Source organism: Streptomyces sp. NPDC101118 (genome assembly GCF_044759445.1).
Taxonomy (GTDB): Bacteria; Actinomycetota; Actinomycetes; order Streptomycetales; family Streptomycetaceae; genus Streptomyces.
In genome coordinates, this window is the sequence record NZ_JBIVZG010000021.1 from 62,508 (window position 1) to 81,017 (window position 18,510).

Sequence of the window (18,510 nt, forward strand, 5' to 3'; positions counted from 1 at the left end):
CGCCTTCGACGAGGGTGAGCAGGCCGATGGTGATGAGGACCAGAGGGGAGCAGGATGTGGCCCCAGCGGGCGAGGGCCTTGGCGATGACGGCCGTCCCGGCAGGCGAGGGCGGTCGGGGCGGCTACGGCTCGATCAGGCCGGCGCGGATGGCGTAGCGGGTGAGTTCGAGGCGGTCGCGGAGGCCCAGTTTCTGGAGGAGGTTGGCGCGGTGGCGCTCGACCGTCTTGGGGCTGATGACGAGGAGTTCACCGATCTCCTTGGAGCTGTGGCCCTCGGCGACGAGTTTGAGGATTTCCTCCTCCCGCTCGGTGATGGTCCGCTCCGGCAGCGGGCTGCCGTTGCGGGCGCGGTCGAGGTAGCTGCGGATGAGGGCCGTTTCCGCGCCGGGGTAGATGAAGGGCTCGTCCCGCATTGCGGCGCGGCAGGCTTCGACGAGGTCGCGGTCGGCGACGGATTTGAGGACGTAGCCGGACGCGCCGGCGCGCAGGGCTTCGAAGAAGTACTGCTCGTTGTCGTACATGGTGAGGATGAGGATCCGCAGGCCGGGGCGGATGCGTGCGAGTTCGCGGGCGGCTTGGAGGCCCGTCTGGCGCGGCATCGCGATGTCGAGGACGGCCAGGTCGATGTCGAGGGTGCGGGCCTGGGTGACGGCTTCGGCTCCGTCTGCGGCTTCGGCGACCACGGTCAGGTCGGGCTCGGCGTCGAGGATGAGGCGTACGCCGCGGCGTACGAGGGCGTGGTCGTCGGCGAGGAGGATCCGGGCGGGACCGACCTCTGGCAGGGTCATCGGGTCGCCTTCCTGGTGTCGGGGACATCCAGTCGTACCTCGGTACCGCCGTGCGGGCCGGCACCGACGACGAGTTCGGCGCCGATGAGCAGGGCGCGTTCGCGCATGCCCTGGATGCCGGCGCCTTCCGGTGCGTCGGCGAGGCCGCGCCCGTTGTCGCTGACGAGCAGTTCGGTTCCGCTGTGGGGCAGGGGCCGCAGGCGGACCTCGACGCGGTTCGCGCCGGAGTGGCGGGCGGCGTTGGTCAGGCCTTCCTGGGCCACGCGGTAGAGGACGAGTTCGGTGGACTGGTCGAGGTGGGGCAGTCCGGGGGTGATGTGGGCGGTGACGCTCAGGCGGGGGGTGGTGAATTCGGCGGCGAGGGAGCGCAGGGCGCTGTGCAGGCCGAGTTCTTCCAGGACCCCGGGGCGCAGGCGGCGTGCGATGCGGCGGATCTCGTCCAGGCTGGAGCGGGTGGTCTCCTGGGCCTGGTGGAGGTCGGTGCGGACGGGCCCGGGGGCGCGGTCGGCGGCGTACTTCAGCTGGAGGAGGACTGCGGTGAGGGTCTGGCCGACCTCGTCGTGGAGCTCCTGGGCGATGCGTTGCCGTTCGCCTTCGAGGGCGGTCAGGACGCGGCCGCTGCTGGTTGCCCGCTCGGCCTCGAGCCGGTCGAGCATGGCGTTGAAGGTCCGGGTGAGTGCGGCGATTTCCCCGTCTCCCGTGACGGCCGGGCGGGTACCGGGTTTGAGGAGGTCGGCGGTCGCCATGGCCCGGTTCAGGCGGGCGAGCGGGGCCAGGCCGATCTTGAGGAGGACGGCGTTGAGGACGAGCATCGCGGCCAGCCCGGTGAGCAGGACGATCGCCTCCCCGAAGAGGACCGGTGTGGAGACGGTGACGGGGCCGAACAGGAGGGCCACCGCGAGTACCAGGACGCCGGCGTTCAGGAGGAAGATCCGCCAGTACAGAGACACGGCCACACGCCTTTCCAGCCGGTCCCCCGACATCCGTCACGGCCGCTGCGGCCGTCTCGCCCAGGTGCTCTGAGCTGCAACGGAGCCCACTTCCCCGGCCCCATCCTCACGCGGTCGGCGTGCTGTTGTCCATCCGTGCCGACACCCATCCTCCGGACGTGCGGAAAATGGCAGGATGGCCCCGCCGCGCGGCGTCTCCTGCCTGTAATCGAGCGTCCGTCGCCACGGTATCCCGCACGAAGCGAACACGAGGGGGACAGCTGTGCCTGCTCCACGGATGAGCACCACACCATTGCCCGGCATCGGGGTCCAGTACGACCTGACCACCCGCGAACACCGCCACCTGTCGGTGATCGCGCACCGCGACGGTACCCGGACCGTGAACCTGTACCGGTCCGACGACCCCGACGCGTGCGCCCAGTCCCTGCACCTGACCGGTCCCGAGACGTCCTCCCTGATCGACGCGCTGATGCCCGCCCATCACAGCCCGAGCCTCCTGCACACCACCGATCTCGGTCTGGTGGCGGAACGGATCGAGCTGTCGGCGCATTCGTACTGGAACGGCCGGGTGCTGGGCGATACCCGGATGCGGACCGAGACCGGCGTGTCGATCGTGGCCGTGCTGCGCCGCGCGGAAGCCAGGCCCTCGCCCGCGCCGGACTTCCGCCTGGCCGGCGGCGACACCCTCATCGTCATCGGCACCCGCGAGGGCGTCGAGGCCGCCGCGTCCATACTCGGGCGGGAGTGACCGCCGGTGCACTCCGCCTTCTTCCTCATCGAGTTCGGCGCGATCATCCTCGGCCTCGGCCTGCTCGGCCGGGTCGCCGGACGCCTGAAGTTCTCCCCCATCCCGCTCTACCTGCTGGCCGGTCTCGCCTTCGGAACCGGCGGGCTCCTCCCGCTCCCCGCCAGCGAGGAGTTCGTCGCGATCGGCGCCGAGATCGGCGTCATCCTGCTGCTGCTCATGCTCGGCCTGGAGTACACCGCCTCGGACCTGGTCTCCAACCTGAAGACCCAGTACCCGGCCGGACTGGTCGACTTCGGCCTCAACGCCGTCCCCGGAGCGGCAGCCGCCCTGCTCATGGGCTGGGGGCCGGTCGCCGCCGTCGTCCTGGCCGGCGTCACCTGGATCTCGTCCTCCGGCGTCATCGCCAAGGTCATGGGCGACCTGGGGCGGGTCGGCAATCGCGAGACGCCGGTCATCCTGTCCATCCTGGTCCTGGAAGACCTGGCGATGGCGGTCTACCTGCCGATCATCACCGCCCTCCTCGCCGGCGTGAGCCTGGCCGCCGGAAGCGCGACGCTCGCCATCGCCCTCGGTGTCGCGGGCGCGGTCCTCTTCGTCGCGGTCCGCTTCGGGCGCCACATCTCCCGCTTCGTCTCCAGCGACGACCCGGAGAAGCTGCTTCTGGTCGTCCTGGGCCTGACGCTGCTGGTGGCGGGCATCGCCCAGCAGCTCCAGGTCTCCGCCGCGGTCGGAGCGTTCCTCGTCGGGATCGCCCTGTCCGGCGAGGTCGCCGAGGGCACGCACAGTCTGCTGAGCCCGCTGCGCGACCTGTTCGCCGCCGTGTTCTTCGTCTTCTTCGGCCTGCACACCGACCCGGCGAGCATTCCGCCGGTCCTCCTGCCCGCCCTCGCCCTCGCCGTCGTCACGGCGGGTACGAAGATCGCGACCGGGTACTGGGCCGCCAAGCGCGCCGGTGTCGGAGTGAAGGGCCGTTGGCGGGCCGGTGGCACGCTCGTGGCCCGCGGCGAGTTCTCCATCGTCATCGCCGGACTCGCCGTCACGGCGGGCATCGAGCCTGCGATGGGACCGCTCGCCACGGCCTATGTGCTGATCCTCGTGGTGCTGGGACCGCTCACCGCCCGCTACACCGAGCCCGCGGCCGCCTGGTTCGCCGGCCGCCGGATCCGTCCTGCCCCGCCCCTGACTGCGGTGCCGTCACAGGCCGGATCCGGCGAGGACCTCAAGGACCAGGCTCAGGATCCGGCCGGCCGCGCGTGAGCGAGGACGGCTGGGCCCCGGTCACCGGCCGGCAGAGCGGACTGCCGCTCGGCGTCCTGGCCGTCCACCTCGGCGGCGCGTTCCACTTCACCGGCCGTCGCCGTGGTGGGTGATCATCGGCCCCGGTGCCGAAGCGGCGGGGCTTACCACTCCGGACCGTATGGCCGGCGAGCATGGCCCGCCATCCCACAGGAGATGCCGGGGCCGCGGCGGGCTAGTGCCCAGGCCGTGTCTTTCGGATCAGGCCTGATCCGAAAGACACGGCCTAGCCGCCGGCGCGGACCAGGCCCGTTTCGTACGCGAGGATCACCAGTTGGGCGCGGTCGCGGACGCCGAGTTTGGCGATCGCGCGGGTGACGTGGGTCTTGGCGGTGAGCGGGCTGATGGAGAGCTGGGCGGCGATGTGGTCGTTGGACAGGCCGGTCGCGATCAGGCGGGTCACCTCGCGTTCCCGCGTGGTGAGCACGGCGAGCCGTTCGGCGGTGTCCGTCGGGGCTGCCGGGCGGTGCGCGAACTGCTCGATCACCCGTCGGGTCGCGCTCGGTGAGAGCAGTGCGTCGCCGGCCGCCACCGCCCGCACCGCGTGTCGCAGGTCGTCCGGTTCGATCTCCTTGGTGAGGAAGCCGCTCGCGCCTGCACGCAGGGCGGCGAAGACGTACTCGTCGGTCTCGAAGGTGGTGAGGACGATGACCCGGCAGCCGGTCAGTCGAGGGTCTTCGACGATCGTCCGAGTGGCGGTGAGTCCGTCCGTGCCGGGCATGCGGATGTCCATGAGGACGACGTCGGGACGGACGGCGCGGGCGGAGCGGACCGCCTCGTCGCCGCTGCCCGCCTCGCCCACGACCTCGATGTCCTCGGCCCGGGCGAGGAGGCTGCTGAATCCGGCCCGTACCAGGGCCTGGTCGTCGGCGAGGAGCACCTTGATCGTCATGGGTGGAAGCCTGTCACGGGTATGGCGGCTCGCACGAGCCATCCGTCGCCCTGCTCGTGCGGTCCGGCGGAGAAGTCGCCGCCGAGTGCTCGGACCCGTTCGGCCATTCCGCGCACCCCGTGCCCGCCCGCTCCCGGTGTCCGCGCGACGCTGCGACCGTCGTCGGCGACGCTCACGTCCAGCCGCCCGTCGGCGAGCCGGAGGGTGACGTCGGCCCGTGAGGCTTCCGTGTGGCGGACCGTGTTGGTGAGCGCCTCCTGGACGATCCGGTGGACCGCGAGGGACACGGGTGCGGGGACGCTGGTCAGGTCGCCGGCCGTCTCCAGCCGTACGTCCAGCTCCGCCGACCGCATCCGGTCGACGAGCGCCGCGACCTCGGGGACCCCGGCGGCGGGGCCTTCCGTGACCTCCCCGGGCGCGCGCAGCACGTGGACGAGCGCACGGAGGTCCCGTACGGCCTCGGTGCGGACCTGCTGGGCGGCGGTGAGCGCTGCCCGTGCCTCTTCGGGTGAGTCGTGCAGAGCCTCGGCCGCGACGCGGAGCTGGATCCCGACGACGGTGAGGGTGTGCCCGACGACGTCGTGCAGTTCGCGGGCGATGTCCAGGCGGGCCTCCGCGATCCGCCGGCCGGCCTCCAGGTCCCGTTCCCGCGCGGCCCGCAGCAGGCGCTCGTCGAGTTCGGCGCGCCAGCGCAGGCGGTTGCGGTAGGCGGTCGCGGCGGCCAGGAGCACTGCCAGCCACAGGGCCTCGGCGCCCAGGGAGCCCAGGACTTCGCGTGGGGTGGCGCCGCCGGCAGTCGTCTCCCAGGCCGCGGCGAAGGCCAGTTCGGCGAGGCCGACGCCGACCGCCCACGGGAGGCCGGGGCGGCCGGGCCGGTCATCCGCGGCCAGTGCGGCGTAGGCGGCTGAGGCCGGCCACACCCAGCCGACGTCGGCGAGTCCCGAGGTGCGGAAGACGACGACGGCCTGCACGCTCAACAGCACCACGACCAGCGGCCGGCGGCGGCGCGCCAGAAGGAGCGGGCCCAGCCACAGCGCGAGCGGCAGGGCTCCCGCGGCGTCCAGCCGGCCGCCGAACCGGGCGGTGCCCGCCAGGACGGCGACGGCGGTGCCGGCCGCCAGGAGCCCGTCGATCAGCCGGGCCGTGCGGGGGTCGGCGGGGGCGGGGACGGGAGGTCGGTCCATGCGCCGATCATGCACGACGGTTCCGTCCCTGTTCGGCGCGGGGGCGCGCCGCGGCCAGGGCGAGCGCGATCCACCCCAAATCGGCGGCGAGAACCAGGCGTTCGGCAAGACCGACGAGCGTGGGGACGCCGCCCAGTCCCAGCGACGGGCCCCCTTGCATCACGTCGACCAGGAAGACCGCGAGCGCCGCCGTGGTGGCGACCGAGGCCACGGTGAAGGCGTTCAGCGCCGTGCTCAGGGCGGGCCTCCCGGCGGCGAGCGTCCCGCGCAGCAGCACGGCGGCGGTCGGCAGGGCGGCGAAGGCGAGGAAGGCGGCGTTGCCGTGGACGAGTTCGGAGAGGGAGGGGCGGGTCCAGTGGCCGGGCGGGTCCGCAGGGAAGAGCGCCGCGACCAGAATGCCGGCCGTCCACACCGCGAGCGCGGCCCGGGGCGCCCGCCGGGCGACGGCGCCCAAACGCACCGTGAGGACGGCGGAAGCGGCGCCGACGGCCAGCAGCGCCGCCGGGAGCAGCCAGCCGGCCGTGCCGTGGACGTACCGGCTGAGGGTCTCGCTCACCAGGTCGTACCGCGGGTTGAGCGTCTCCACCGCGGCCATGGCCAGGGCCCCGGTGCCGATCAGGGTGAGCGGAGCCCGTACTCCCGCCGCTGGTGCCGTGTTCGTCGCCGTCATGCCGTCCTCCTCGTTGTCGTTCCGGTGATCCAGAACCTACGGAGGAGGCGGGGGCGGCCGCGTCGTCCCGATGCTGACATCCGGTCGTACCGCGGATGGTGTCGTCGTCCGGCCGGCTGCACCGTTTGGTGTACGGGCCGGAGCGGCCGGGCCGGGATCCGTGCAGCCCCTGGCCCCGGACCTGGGCGCCGTCACGTTCACGGACTCCGCCGCCCCCCTTTGGAATCGGCTCATCCGGCAGCCGCTGTTCCGATCGACGGCGCGGCCGTCCCCGCCCGCCCGTACGTCGTCTCGCCTCCGCTGCCCTGCGCGGACCCGGCTCCGCGAGGGGTGATCGGCGGGTTGCAGGGTATGCGCGGCCCGGAACACCCTCTGTCAGGCGAAAGAAGGTGAACAGTCAATGAGCGCCGTCGGAAGCCGTCCCGGCCACCGCAGCGACGAGTCGGTGGGCGAGCTCGTGACGCGGGCGTCGCAGCAGGTCTCGGACCTGGTCCGCGAGGAGATGCAGCTGGCCCGCGCGGAGATGACCCAGAAAGGCAAGCGCTACGGCATGGGAGGCGGCCTGTTCGGGGGTGCCGGCATCGTCGGCATCCTGGCCGCCCAGGCCCTGGTCGCCGCCGCGATCGCGGCCCTGTGGCTGGTCCTGCCGGTGTGGGCGGCGGCCTTGACCGTCGGCATCGTGCTGGCGGCCGTGGCAGCGGTCCTGGCCTTGGCCGGCAAGAAGCAGGTCGTCCAGGCCGGCAGTCCCACACCCGAGAAGACCATCGACAGCGTCAAGGCCGACGTGGCCGAGATCAAGGAGAGGGCACACCGATGAGCCACCAGTCCCGAGGCGAGCAGTCCGCACCGACTCCCGAGCAGCTGCGCGAGCAGGTCGAGCACACCCGCGATGAACTCGGCCGGACCGTGGAGGCGCTGGCGGCCAAGGCCGACCTCAAGGAACGGGCCAAGGAGAAGGCCGCCGACATCACGGAGCAGGCCGGGCAGAAGGCCGCCCTGGCCGCCGAACAGCTCCGGCACACGGCCGCCCAGGCAGCGGAGACGATCAAGGACAAGACCCCGGACCCCGTACTCGACAAGGCCGCCCACGTCCGTGACAGCGTCACCCACGCCGGCCACCTGGCAGTCGCCAAGGCCGGGGACCCCCTGCGTGAGATGGCCGGGACGGCCGCCACGAGGGTTCGGGCCAACCCCACACCGCTGCTGGCCGCCGCCGCGGCAATGCTGGTGGTCCTCCTCCTGCGTCGCGGACGCCGCCGCAGGTGAAGTCCCCTGGCCGGCCCGGGCATGCGGAAGGCCGGCCCCGCCGGGGCTCGCACGCCAGGTGCCCGCGACGGACCTTCGCCAGGGCGAAGGTCCGCACCCGCTCGGCGCTCCGGCAGCCCGGCTAGCGTGACGGTCTGACCCCGGCTGCGTCCGCCGGACGGGAGGCGGGGCGGCGGCGGGAGACGGCGACTCCGGCCAGGCACAGCGCACCTCCCAGCAGTGTCAGCCACGCCGGCACCTCGCCCAGGAGCAGCCAGCTCAGCAGCACCACGATGGCCGGGACGGCGTACGTGGTCGCGCCCAGCTTTCCGGCGGGCATCCGGGCCAGGGCGTACGTCCAGGTGGTGAACGCGAGGGCGGTCGGCACCACGCCGAGATAGAGCATGCTCAGCGTCGCGGAGAGTGGCGCCCGGGTCACCTCCGCGGTCAGCTGCCCGGCGAAGGGCAGGCAGACGACGGTTCCCACGAGGCAGCTGTACGCGGTGATCTGGAGCGGCGTCCCGCACGCGAGCGCGGGCTTCTGGGCGATCACGCCGGTCGCGTACGCCACCGCCGCCAGCAGGCAGAGCACCACGCCGAGCACGGACGTCGAGCTGCTCCCGCCCGCCCCGGCGTCCGAGGCGGACATGGACAGGCCGACGACGACCGCGCCCACGAACGAGACCCCCATGCCCAGCAGCAGCTGCGGCGGCAGCCCCTCGCCGAGCAGCCGGGCGGCGAGCAGGGCCATGAGGATCGGCCCGATGTTCACGAGCAGGGCGGCGGTACCGGCGTCCACCAGGCGCTCGCCCCAGTTCAGCATCACCGTGTACCCGAAGAACCAGACGACGCCCGAGACGAGGATCCCGCGCCACGCACCCCGCGGCGGCAGTCCCTCGCGGCGGGCCAGGAGCAGCAGCCCTAGCACGAGGGAGGCGGTCAGCAGGCGTCCCAGGGCCAGGGCGCCCGGGGAGTAGGCCGCGCCCGCGCTGCGGATCGACACGAAGGCGGAGGCCCACGCGAGCACGGTGAAGGTGATGGCTCCCAGGGTCGGGAGGTGGATCGGCAGCGGGGACCGCAGGGGCGGGGCGGGGGGTCTCATGCTCTCCACCCTAGCCCGCAATATTTCGGTGTCCACCGAAATATTGCGGGCTGTCAGGCGAACACCTCCGGCGCGAGGCCGAGCAGCTCCCCGAACGCGCGCTCCCCGGCCCCCGTCACCAGCAGCGCCCGCCCGCCGGCCGCGGGACGCTCCACCCAGCCGGCGGCCAGCGCCCGGGCGCACAGCCGGGCCCCTGCCAGCCCGCCCAGGTGCCGGCGTCGCTCCGTCCAGTCCAGGCAGGCGCTCACCAGCGGCCGGCGCCCCTCCTGCGCCAGGTCCACGCCCGCCCCCACGCACCACTCCCGCCCCGCCGCGGTGAGCTCGAACACCCCGTCGGTCCGCAGCAGCCCGCCCCGCTCCATGGCATCGGTGACGGCCATGCCGAGGCGCCCCGCGAAGTGGTCGTAGCAGGTACGGGCCCTCGCCAGCGGATCGGGGGCGCCGACGACCGGCACCGCGTGCGCCGCGTCCCGGTCGGGGATCGCGAACGAGGCCAGCCCGTCCACCAGCCGGGCCGTCGCCGCGTCGGCGATCCGGACGTACCGGTGCCGGCCCTGCCGCTCGGTCACGCAGACGCCCGCCTCCTCCAGACGCACCAGGTGCCCGGTGACGGTGGACGGCGCCACCCCGGTGATCCGGGCCAGCTCGCCCGCCGTCCAGGCGCGCCCCTCCAGCAACGCCATGCAGATCGCGGCCCGCGTCTCGTCGGCCAGCGCCCCGGCCAGGCTCGCCAGCCGCGCGGCCGGAGCCGGGGACGCCGGCGCAGGGGTTTCGGACGGATTCCCGGAGGGCAGCTGATTCATCCCTCCAGCTTGCCTCAACATTTCGCCCGATGCCGAATCGAGGGCCGGGATGAGTGAGGTGGTCTACTCCTCGATCGCACCGCCGACGGCGCGCAGGTGCTCGCGGAACGTCGTACCGTCCCGGTCCCGTGCCGCGCGGTAGTCGGCGAACCTCACTTGGGTGCGCAGGCTGGTGCCCAGCCGCATCCGGGCGGCCTGGTGGCGCTCGGTGTCACGGATCCCGCCCGCCGCCGCGGCGATGTCGGCGGCGCGGTCGAGGGGCAGGAACAGCACCCCGTCGTCGTCACCGAGGACGAAGTCGTCACCGGTGACGTCCACCCCGCCGATCCGGGCCGAGACGAGGGAGTCGAGCCCCTGGGGTTCGAGCCGCTGCGGACCGGCGGGCAGCGCGCCCTGGCTGAACACGGGCAGCCGCATCCCGCGCAGCTCGCGCGTGTCCCGGTGCCGCCCCCAGACCACCAGACCGGCCAGCCCGGCGCGTTCGGCTTCGAGGGCGACCAGGTCGCCCACGCACGCCTCGTCGTCGCGGCCGGCGTTGTCGACCACCAGCACGTCCCCGGCAGCGGCGTGCTCGATCGCCTCCAGGAACACGTCCACACTGCCGTGGTGGCGGGCCGGCCGGGCCCTGCCGACGAGGTGCGTGCCGTCGCCCAGCGGTCGCACCGACGCCGGGGCCTGCCGGATCGGCAGCCCCAGCCGCAGGAGTGCGTCAGCGACGTGCGCGGTCGTCAGGTCCAGGTACGTCAGGTGCAGTTTCAGCGCGTCCATCAGGTCCGCTTCTCCTCGTCGTGCCGGCAGTGCAGCCAGAGCGGCACCGGGGTGTGCCACGCGAGTGGGTACCCCGTCCACGGGGCCCGGAAGCAGGTGCATGATCGGATCGGTTCGCAGCGGTCGGGTGCCACCGGGGTGCCCGCTGCCAGGGTGGGAGTCGAAAGGAGGCCTCGTGATCTCGGCACTGAACCGGCTCGTCGACCTCGTCGAGGAGCATCTCGCGGAGGATCCCGACGTCCGCGCACTGGCGGCGTCGGTCGGCTCGACCGAATACCACCTGCGCCGGATGTTCTCGTCGCTCGCCGGCATGCCGCTGTCGGAGTACGTGCGGCGGCGGCGCATGACCGTGGCCGCCGCCGAGGTCGTCCGCGGCGAGCAGGACCTGCTCGGCATCGCGGTACGGCACGGCTACGGCTCGACCGAGGCGTTCGGGCGCGCGTTCCGGGCGGTGCACGGCACCGGCCCCGGCGACGTGCGCCGCGAGGGAGGCCCCCTGCGCACACAACCACAGCTCAGGTTCCGCCTGACCGTCGAAGGGAGCGTCCCCATGGACACCCGCCTCGTCAACCGCCCCGCGTTCCGGCTGATCGGACACGCCGCCCGGGTCCCGCTCGTACACCAGGGCGTCAACCCCCGCATCCAGGAGCACATCGCCGCGCTGCCGTCCGAGGAGCACCAGCGCCTGAAGGCGCTGGGCGACGCCGTCCCCGAAGGCCTCCTCCAGGTCTGCGACGACGTCGACCCCGACGGCACCGAGGGGACCGACCTCACCTACCTGCACGGGGTGGCCGTCACCCGGGACACCGTGGTCCCCGGGGACCTGGACACCATCGAGGTCCCGGACGGCATGTGGGCGGTCTTCCGCACCAGCGGCCCGCACCCCCAGGCCCTCCAGACCGCCTGGGCGGCCACCGCGACCGACTGGTTCCCGTCGAACCCCTGGCGACTGCGCCCGGGCCCGTCGATCGTCTCCACCCTGGACCACGCCCGCGACTTCGCCACCGCCACCTGCGAACTGTGGCTGCCCGTCGAACCGGAATGATCCGCGGGCGACCGGCGACCGGCGGAGCCGGGCTGGTGGGGGCATGGACCGAGCACACGCTCGTGCGCGTCCGGGTCCCGGCGGTCCGCCGGGACCCGGACGCACGCGAGTGGCGTCGACCGGGCGCCTACGGCTGCTCGATCGGGGCGAACAGGGCGTTGATGGTCCGGTTGGCGTTCATGGTGAGCTGGTAGCTCGGGGTGTTCCCCTCCTGCTCGATGCCGTCGACCGCCCAGGCGTCGAAGCGGTAGCCGGCGTTGGGAACGGCGGTGACGGTGACCTGCGCGCCGGGGTCGTACGGACCGAACTCGCTGACGCGGACCGTGCCTCCGGCCTCGGGGTCGTGGAGCAGGGTGAGGGAGTTGCGGTTGGTCACCGTGGAGGCGCGGTAGCCGGCGAGGATGTCGGCGCTCGCGCGCGCTACGGCGGCGTTGTTGTTCTGGGCGTTGCCCAGGGCCTGGCCGTTCCAGGTGCGCTCGGTGTTGGAGTACGTGTTGGCCAGGGTGCACGCCTGCGGGCAGGCGGAGCTGTACGCCATCAGCGTGCGGTGCAGCCCGTTGGGCGTGACCCAGCCGTAGTTGAACGTGCCGGCGGGGGTGGTCCCGCCGTTGCTCGTGACCGTCAGGCGGTCGTGCTTCATGCCGAAGTTGTGGCCGATCTCGTGCCCGAGGTTGTCCCAGGCCGCCACGGACCCGATGCTCGTGACCGAGAAGGCCTGGCTGTCCGTCGTCGCGGTGGCTGCCGGGTCGGGCAGGCTCGCCGCCCCGGAGCTGTCCTCGAACGGGACGGAGGCGAGCAGCGCCACCAGGTCGGCGCCGTATTGGTTCCGCGTGGCGGCGGCCGTGGCCCCGAGAACCGTGTTCGCGGGGTTGCTGATCATGGCCAGCAGCGTGTTCACGTTCTCGCGGGGGACGTTGGTGGGCGCGGTCTGGTACGTGTTGACGACGTGCACGCTGGCCGGCACGTTGCTGAAGGCGAGCGCCCTGTTGAGCTGGTTCACGCCATAGGTGATACGGCTCTGGACCGCCTGGACACTGCCCATGACCTCGACGGCGGCCGGGGTGTACGCGACGACGACGTCGATGGCGGCCGGGGCGTTGAGCGTGGCGGCCCTCAGCCCCGGCTTGGGCGGGAAGTTCGGGAGCTGCGGGAGTTGCGGGTGCTGGGGGTGCTGGGGGTGCTTCGGGTGCTTCGGCGGGTGCGGGCGGTGCGGCTTCTTCGGCGGGCCGCTGACCGTGTCGACCCCCTGCCCGCTGGGCGGCAGTGCGAGGGAGTCGATCTCGTCCAGCTCGTACCAGCCCGGACGCTTGGCCAGCGGCTGGTACGCGTACTGGCGGAACTCCTCCGTGATGACGCCGGAGAGGGTGACCGGCCCCTTGGTGCAGGCCCCGATGACGGAGACGGAGATGGTGTTCAGCTCGTTCTCCGGGTCGTGGCCGCTCCAGAAGACCGTGCCGTCCGCCTGCCGGCGCGTGAAGTCCTGGACGGCGGTGAAGCCCTTCTCGTGCTTGAACAGCGGGAAGGTGAGGCGTTCCGGTCTGCCCTCCTTCTGCTTGCCGCACAGTGAACGGAACGCCTTGGCGTCCGTGTGCTGCGCGGCGGCCCGGACAACCCAGGGTTCATGCCCGCCCCCGCCCCCGCCCGATCCCGCGGAGGCGGCAGGTGTGGTCAGGGCGAGGGACAGGGTGGCGGTGAAGGCCGTCGCCGCGGTGCAGGCGGCGAGGGGGTAACGACGGCGCATGGGGGACGTGGGCCTCTCGGTGGGGGATTTGCGCCTTGTATTCCGTGGCGGGGAGCGGGCCACGCCGGTCGCCCGTCCCCGCACGGCCGACCGGGCCGAGATTCACCCGGATACCGGGGTCACCGGGGTCACCGGGGTCACCGGGTGTGCAGACGGCCCGTGTACACGTCCGTACGGTTCTGTGGTGCGTCGGAGCGGGCCGTGGTGAGCACCACCCGTACTCCCTTGCCGTCTGCGACCAGGCCTTGGTAGTCGCCCAGGAAGTAGCCCCCGGCGAACGGCGCCTCCAGCCAGTCGAAGACCCGCGAGATCCGGCGTTCGGTTCGGCGCCCCGTGTCTCCGTGGGGCAGGGTGGCCAGCTGGTAGGCGGTGGGCAGGGTGGAGGTGTCACCCGGCCTCAGGAAGCGCAGGTCGTAGTAGGTGAGGGCGACCGTGCCCCGCTCGTCGACCGCGACCGACGGCGAGAAGGCCGGCACGCCTTCCGGGCTGATCAGCTCGGGGCTCCCCCAGGTGCGTCCGCCGTCGGTGGAGCGCACCAGCTGGACGGAGTCGAACGCGCCGCCGGAGAAGTCCGATCCTTCGTAGGCCATGTACAGCGTGCCCGTACTGGGGTCGACGGCCGGGCTGGGCAGGGTGGCGGCGGCGCGCAGCGCCCTGGTGGGGTCGTTCGGGTCGACCTCCGGCACGGAGGTGTCCCGGGCCACGGTGACGGGGGCGCTCCAGGTCTGCCCGGCGTCGGTCGAGGTGACCATCGCGTAGTGGGCCTCCACGACGGTGGCCAGGTCGTCGGAGTAGGTGATCGTGTCGAAGAAGTCGTACAGGGTGCCGGTGCGCCGGTCGGCGACGATCACGTGGCCGATGGTCTGGGTGTTGGGCACGGTACTGGTGTCGACGAACTGCCGGGCCTTGCTCCAGGTTCGGCCGCCGTCGCGCGTGAGGGAGATGTAGCCCGGGCCGTCGAGGGAGCCGGGTCCTGGCGGGTCGTTGTCGAGTCGGTTCCAGACCTGGTAGGCGGTGCCCCTGCGGATGGGGTCGGCGGTGATCGAGGGCTTGTCGTTGAAGAACGGCTGTTCGTCGACGTGGGTGGTCGTGAGGTTCTGCCACGTGCGGCCGCCGTCGCGGGACGTGGCGGTCAGGAGGCCGGTGCGCGTGCTCTTCGTGAAGTCGACCCCCTCCCCGCCCGCGTAGACGGTGCCGTCCGGTCCGGTGCTCACCCAGGGGTCGGAGGCCCGCTCGAAGTCCGCGCCACCGGGGGCGCACAGGCTGAACGGCAGCGTGCTCCGGTGGAAGGTGTGGCCGTCCGTGGTCCAGGCGGCCGCCAGGCCACGGGCGCCACCGTCGTTCCAGCGGTCCTGCTGGAACACGGTGACGACGCGCCCGGGGTCGCGCGGATCGACCGAGAGGTACGGCTCGACCTCGGTGCCCGGGTAGACGATGCTGTCGGGCGACCTCGCGCCGATGGTGCAGTCCGCGTACGGGTTGCCGGGGGACACCTTGACCAGTGCCGTGCCGTGGGGGTTGCGGTCTGCTGCGGCGGGGGTCGCGCCGGTGACCGTGACGAGTTGGAGCGCGGCGGTGGCCGCGGCGGTCAGGGGCAGGAAGACGCGCATGCGGGATCTCCTCCGGGGCCGGCGGCCGGGTGACGGACCGCCGTCGTCCGGGCGGCCGGGGGCGCGGAGGCGTACCGGAAGGGTGTGGGGGTGGGCCGGCTCCGCTTGATCGTTTTCGGCGCGGCGGCCACTGCCCTTGATGGGCCGAACGACCGATGCCGGACCACTGCACGCCCGGATTCACCTCGCCGCCCTGCCCGGTCCGCTCATCCCGTCGTGGCCTGCGGGCTCCTACCGCGGCTCCGGGGGCGGGGGGCGGGGGCGGTCGGCGCGGGTGGTGTGGCCTCAGCGGAAGGGACGACCGAGGGTTTGGCACCGATCACGCGGAACGCGATCAGCGCCACGGCGAGCGCGGCGTGCAGCCGGCGTGGGTCAGGTGCGCCGTGCCGTGAAGGCGTCGAGGGATTCGGGGAGCGTCTGGCCGCCGTCGACGGTGAGGGTCTGGCCGGTGATGAACGCGGCCTCGTCGGATGCGAGGAAGAGGGCGGCGTGGGCGATGTCGGTGGTCTCGCCCAGCCGGCCCAGCGGGATCGACGCGGTCATCCGCCGCAGGTACTCCTCCCCCAGGCCGGTGAGGCCTTCGGTGCGGACGTTGCCGGGCAGGACGGCGTTGACCGTGACACCGGTCGGAGCCAACTCCAGGGCGGCACCCCGCAGGAATCCGAGCTGCCCGGCTTTGCTGGCCCCGTAGTGGGTCCAGCCGGCGTACCCGGTGGTGGGGCCCGTGATGGAGGAGGTCAGCACGATTCGACCGTGCCTGGCGCGCTCCATCGCCGGCAGGAACGCCCTCACGGTCAGGATCGAGCCCCGCAGGTTCACCGCGAGGACGTCGTCCACGTCCTCGGCCCTCATCTCCCGCAAGGGCTTCTCGGGGAAGATCCCTGCGTTCGCGCACAGCACGTCCACATGGCCGTGGCGGCGCTCGGCCTCGGCGGCCATCGCCTCGATCGCCTCCGCATCCCGGAGGTCCACGCCCAGGCCCAGCACGCGACCCCCGGAGGTGCCGGCGATGTCGTCGGCGGCCTGACGGGCTACCGCCTCGTCCCGGCCGGTGACCACCACGGCCGCCCCGCGGCGGGCGAACAACTCCGCGATGCCCCGCCCGATGCCTCGCGTTGCACCCGTCACCACCACGGACCGCTTGCGCCAGTCGGTGCCCATCATCCCTCGTCCATTCCCTTCCCGACGTGACGGCCGCGTCAGCCACAAGCCGACAGCCATCCGACCGATCGTTCCCCGCCTCACCCTGGCAAGGGATCTGCGAGGCACCCGAAGCCCACAACGGCAACTGTTCCGCCGCACGCTCCGGCACTCCGGACAACGGCCTTGCGGGAACACCGTCACGGCTTCGATGACGGCGTCGGGGAGGTGAATCCGATGCCTGTGCGCCGCCCGACCAACGGCAACCACGTCTGCAGTTCCGCCACGGCCACCGCCAAGGCCGTCGTGCCAGGCGCGGCTGAGCCGCTTGCGGACGCCGTGGCGACGTCTGCAAGCGGGTGGGAGGGCTGCGCTACTTCGGGTGGGTGATGACGACGGCTCCTCCCACGCATCCCGCCGGACGGACGCGCACATCCGGGAGGCGGGCAAGGCCGGCCAGCACGTCGAGCACCTCACGCGTCCCCACCACCAAGCCCGCCTGCCGCGCCCACTCCACCACCGCATCCGACGCCGGCACGGGGCCGCCCGGCAGCACGTCGCTCATCCCCCGTTCCTGACAGACAACCGCCAACCCACAACGCCGCATGGGCGGCTCGTTCCGGGGCAAGAGCGCGGTCATGACCTTGATGCTGCTCGTTCTGCTCCCCCTTGGCCTCGCGCTCGTCCTGGTGGCGACCGCCGAACCCAGCGGCCGGCACCGCGACCGCTGAGCCTCCGTCGACTTCACTTGGCAGGCGCAAGGGCTACCGGCCGCTGTGGCCGAGGTCGGCTCACGGTTTGTGGGTCACCCAGAGGAGCTCCGCCGGCCAGCGGTGTGCCCAGTCGGGTGGGTCGGTTTCGTTGTAGCCGTTGGGTGTCCCGAGTCCGGGCCGCGGCTCGATGAGGTCGTCGATGACGAGGCCCGCGCCGCGCAGGATCCTGACCCAGTCGCCGTAAGTGAGCTGGTAGCTGGTTGCACCGTCGCCTTCGGCGATGGCGTTCAGGCCGAAGTAGTCCTGCTGCAGCGTCGGGGTCACGCGGCTCGCGGCTTCGTCGTAGCACGCTTCGAACCATGGGCTGGCGACGTTGAAGACCAGGCGCCCGCCCCGGACCAGGACGCGCGCGGCCTCCGGGACGGCCAGGTGGGCCGGCGCCCAGCTGAGCCCGCCGAAGTCGCAGAACACCAGGTCGAAGCTTTCTGCGGCGAAGGGGAGCTGTTCGGCGGCGCCCTGCACCAGCTGGTAGCGGGTGTCTCCCATCGCGCCTGCTGCTGCGGCGAGTTGGGCTTCGGACAGGTCGAGCCCGACGACGGTGGCGCCCTCGGCGGCGAGTGCCCTGGACCACTGGCCGGCGCCGCAGCCGAGTTCGAGGACGCGCTTGCCGGCGACGTCGCCCAGGGCGTGCAGGCGCTCGTCGGGGATGGAGTACATGCCCCACAGCCGGGGTGTGGCGCCGATGCGCGCGTCGTGCTCCTGCTGGTAGGCGCTGCTGATCCGGTTCCAGAGCCGCCGGTTGGCGGGAATGCTGTCCACACGGGGACTCCAACACCGCATGCCGGGCGCCGTCAACACGATTAGGGAGCACGTGAGCCGCGGGAGGGTCTCCCGCCTGCCTACGCGGAAAGCAGGGCCAGCAGCTGCCGGGTGGCCTCGAAGCCGGGGCCGGCGGTGAGGAGGAAGCGCCGGACCCGGTCCACCGCCCGGTCCCGGGCGCCCTCGTCACCGGCCGCCAGCGCGGCGTCCAGGGCGTCGGCGTGGCTCTCGGCCGGGTCGGCCTGCTCCTGGGGAGCGTCCGCCGCCTCTTCGCGCAGGGTGCGGGCGAGGTCCTCGTACCGGGCGGCGGCCGCCGTCTGGTGGGCCGAGGCGTGCGCCGCCCCCGCGCCCGACGCGGCCGCGGCCGCGTTGTTGTTGCCGGTCGTGGTCGTCTGGTTGATGACGATGCCGGGGGCGGCCGGCTCGGTGCCGTAGCGGTCCATGTTCTTCCTCACGCCTTCTGCGGTCGCACGGTAGCGGTACGGGCTGATCGGGTGGGTGGCGGTGATCACCTGGTGGGCGAAGCCCAGGTCTTCCAGGCGTCCCATGACGTGCAGGACGTCGGCACTGTTCCAGCCTTGTTCGCGGAAGTAGCCGGACATGTCGGCGAACGTGCCCGGCGTGTTCCCGGTGAGTGCGCACAGCCTCGCCAGGGCCAGGAGAGCCAGCGCGTCCGTCCGTTCGTCCCGCACCGTGCGCGGGGGCAGCGAGGCCAGGAAGGCCTGCTCGCGTCGCGCCTGCTCGGCCGCGGCCCGCTCCCGTCGGCGGACGGTCCGGACAACGAACCAGAGGAGACCGAGGACGACGATCAGCGGCAGGACGGTCATGACGTCCATCGGGGCATTTCCTCCCGGCTGCTGGGCGGACGTGTGAGGGGCCTGGGGACGGTATGGTCCCCACCCGGCAGCGACAAGAGCGGAATCCGGCCACATACGGCACCGCTCTGGTGGGGGTCTCATCCGTCCGCCCGGGGCGCGCGCAGCCATCGGGCGGTGA

19 protein-coding genes are annotated in these 18,510 nt (G+C 72.8%); 5 read left to right on the forward strand and 14 right to left on the reverse strand.

The annotated features are described in order from the left end of the window. Positions 1-122: 122 nt before the first annotated feature. A complete protein-coding gene (locus tag ACIQUQ_RS28250) occupies positions 123-788 on the reverse strand; it encodes a response regulator (RefSeq protein WP_403981281.1) in 666 nt (221 codons plus the stop codon). Then, positions 785-1,738, reverse strand: coding sequence for a histidine kinase (locus ACIQUQ_RS28255; protein ID WP_403981462.1), 954 nt, complete (start codon positions 1,736-1,738; stop codon positions 785-787). The genes ACIQUQ_RS28250 and ACIQUQ_RS28255 overlap by 4 nt, the downstream gene beginning before the upstream one ends. Positions 1,739-2,015: 277 nt before the next feature. Between ACIQUQ_RS28255 and ACIQUQ_RS28260 the strand changes: the two genes are divergently transcribed. Next, positions 2,016-2,486 carry a cation:proton antiporter regulatory subunit gene (locus ACIQUQ_RS28260; RefSeq protein ID WP_403981284.1) on the forward strand — a complete coding sequence of 157 codons (471 nt, stop codon included), beginning with the start codon at positions 2,016-2,018 and terminating at the stop codon, positions 2,484-2,486. Positions 2,487-2,492: 6 nt separating this feature from the next. Further along, the gene (locus ACIQUQ_RS28265) at positions 2,493-3,743 is read left to right on the forward strand and encodes a cation:proton antiporter (RefSeq protein WP_403981286.1); all 1,251 of its coding nucleotides are present in this window, start codon (positions 2,493-2,495) and stop codon (positions 3,741-3,743) included. A 265-nt stretch (positions 3,744-4,008) separates the two neighbouring features. Here ACIQUQ_RS28265 and ACIQUQ_RS28270 read toward each other — a convergent pair whose 3' ends face one another. From ACIQUQ_RS28270 to ACIQUQ_RS28280, 3 genes are read right to left on the reverse strand one after another with little or no spacing between them, the layout of a single operon-like run. Further along, positions 4,009-4,674 carry a response regulator gene (locus ACIQUQ_RS28270; protein ID WP_403981289.1) on the reverse strand — a complete coding sequence of 222 codons (666 nt, stop codon included), beginning with the start codon at positions 4,672-4,674 and terminating at the stop codon, positions 4,009-4,011. Next, the gene (locus tag ACIQUQ_RS28275) at positions 4,671-5,858 is read right to left on the reverse strand and encodes a sensor histidine kinase (protein WP_403981292.1); all 1,188 of its coding nucleotides are present in this window, start codon (positions 5,856-5,858) and stop codon (positions 4,671-4,673) included. Before ACIQUQ_RS28275 ends, ACIQUQ_RS28270 begins: the two co-directional genes overlap by 4 nt. A gap of 7 nt (positions 5,859-5,865) precedes the next feature. Next, on the reverse strand, positions 5,866-6,528 hold the full coding sequence (locus tag ACIQUQ_RS28280) for a DUF998 domain-containing protein (protein WP_403981295.1): 663 nt from the start codon (positions 6,526-6,528) through the stop codon (positions 5,866-5,868). A gap of 400 nt (positions 6,529-6,928) precedes the next feature. On the opposite strand from ACIQUQ_RS28280, the gene ACIQUQ_RS28285 reads away from it, so the two are divergent. Further along, positions 6,929-7,345 carry a phage holin family protein gene (locus ACIQUQ_RS28285; protein ID WP_403981297.1) on the forward strand — a complete coding sequence of 139 codons (417 nt, stop codon included), beginning with the start codon at positions 6,929-6,931 and terminating at the stop codon, positions 7,343-7,345. Further along, entirely contained in the window at positions 7,342-7,794 is a 453-nt protein-coding gene (locus ACIQUQ_RS28290) for a DUF3618 domain-containing protein (RefSeq protein ID WP_403981299.1), read from the forward strand. The genes ACIQUQ_RS28285 and ACIQUQ_RS28290 overlap by 4 nt, the downstream gene beginning before the upstream one ends. 121 nt (positions 7,795-7,915) lie before the next feature. Here ACIQUQ_RS28290 and ACIQUQ_RS28295 read toward each other — a convergent pair whose 3' ends face one another. From ACIQUQ_RS28295 to ACIQUQ_RS28305, 3 genes are all read right to left on the reverse strand, one after another. Continuing rightward, positions 7,916-8,875 carry a DMT family transporter gene (locus tag ACIQUQ_RS28295; protein ID WP_403981301.1) on the reverse strand — a complete coding sequence of 320 codons (960 nt, stop codon included), beginning with the start codon at positions 8,873-8,875 and terminating at the stop codon, positions 7,916-7,918. A 53-nt stretch (positions 8,876-8,928) separates the two neighbouring features. Then, positions 8,929-9,678 carry an ArsR/SmtB family transcription factor gene (locus ACIQUQ_RS28300; RefSeq protein ID WP_403981303.1) on the reverse strand — a complete coding sequence of 250 codons (750 nt, stop codon included), beginning with the start codon at positions 9,676-9,678 and terminating at the stop codon, positions 8,929-8,931. Positions 9,679-9,741: 63 nt separating this feature from the next. Next, positions 9,742-10,446, reverse strand: coding sequence for an RraA family protein (locus tag ACIQUQ_RS28305; RefSeq protein ID WP_403981305.1), 705 nt, complete (start codon positions 10,444-10,446; stop codon positions 9,742-9,744). Between the two features lie 175 nt (positions 10,447-10,621). On the opposite strand from ACIQUQ_RS28305, the gene ACIQUQ_RS28310 reads away from it, so the two are divergent. Then, the gene (locus ACIQUQ_RS28310) at positions 10,622-11,491 is read left to right on the forward strand and encodes a GyrI-like domain-containing protein (protein ID WP_403981307.1); all 870 of its coding nucleotides are present in this window, start codon (positions 10,622-10,624) and stop codon (positions 11,489-11,491) included. A gap of 127 nt (positions 11,492-11,618) precedes the next feature. On the opposite strand, the gene ACIQUQ_RS28315 is transcribed toward ACIQUQ_RS28310, so the two are convergent. The 6 genes from ACIQUQ_RS28315 to ACIQUQ_RS28340 all read right to left on the reverse strand — a co-directional run bounded on the left by ACIQUQ_RS28315 (position 11,619) and on the right by ACIQUQ_RS28340 (position 18,350). Then, positions 11,619-13,232: a M12 family metallo-peptidase gene (locus tag ACIQUQ_RS28315; protein ID WP_403981309.1), complete on the reverse strand. Its 1,614-nt coding sequence runs from the start codon at positions 13,230-13,232 to the stop codon at positions 11,619-11,621. Between the two features lie 137 nt (positions 13,233-13,369). Then, positions 13,370-14,842, reverse strand: a complete 1,473-nt coding sequence (locus ACIQUQ_RS28320; RefSeq protein ID WP_403981311.1) for a sialidase family protein — start codon at positions 14,840-14,842, stop codon at positions 13,370-13,372. Positions 14,843-15,214: 372 nt separating this feature from the next. Further along, complete coding sequence (gene fabG / locus ACIQUQ_RS28325) at positions 15,215-16,003, reverse strand: 3-oxoacyl-ACP reductase FabG (protein WP_403981464.1); 789 nt, start codon at positions 16,001-16,003, stop codon at positions 15,215-15,217. Positions 16,004-16,355: 352 nt separating this feature from the next. After that, positions 16,356-16,547, reverse strand: coding sequence for a hypothetical protein (locus ACIQUQ_RS28330; protein WP_403981313.1), 192 nt, complete (start codon positions 16,545-16,547; stop codon positions 16,356-16,358). A gap of 226 nt (positions 16,548-16,773) precedes the next feature. Continuing rightward, positions 16,774-17,514 carry a class I SAM-dependent methyltransferase gene (locus ACIQUQ_RS28335; protein ID WP_403981315.1) on the reverse strand — a complete coding sequence of 247 codons (741 nt, stop codon included), beginning with the start codon at positions 17,512-17,514 and terminating at the stop codon, positions 16,774-16,776. An 80-nt stretch (positions 17,515-17,594) separates the two neighbouring features. Beyond that, entirely contained in the window at positions 17,595-18,350 is a 756-nt protein-coding gene (locus ACIQUQ_RS28340) for a hypothetical protein (RefSeq protein WP_403981318.1), read from the reverse strand. Positions 18,351-18,510 lie beyond the last annotated feature (160 nt).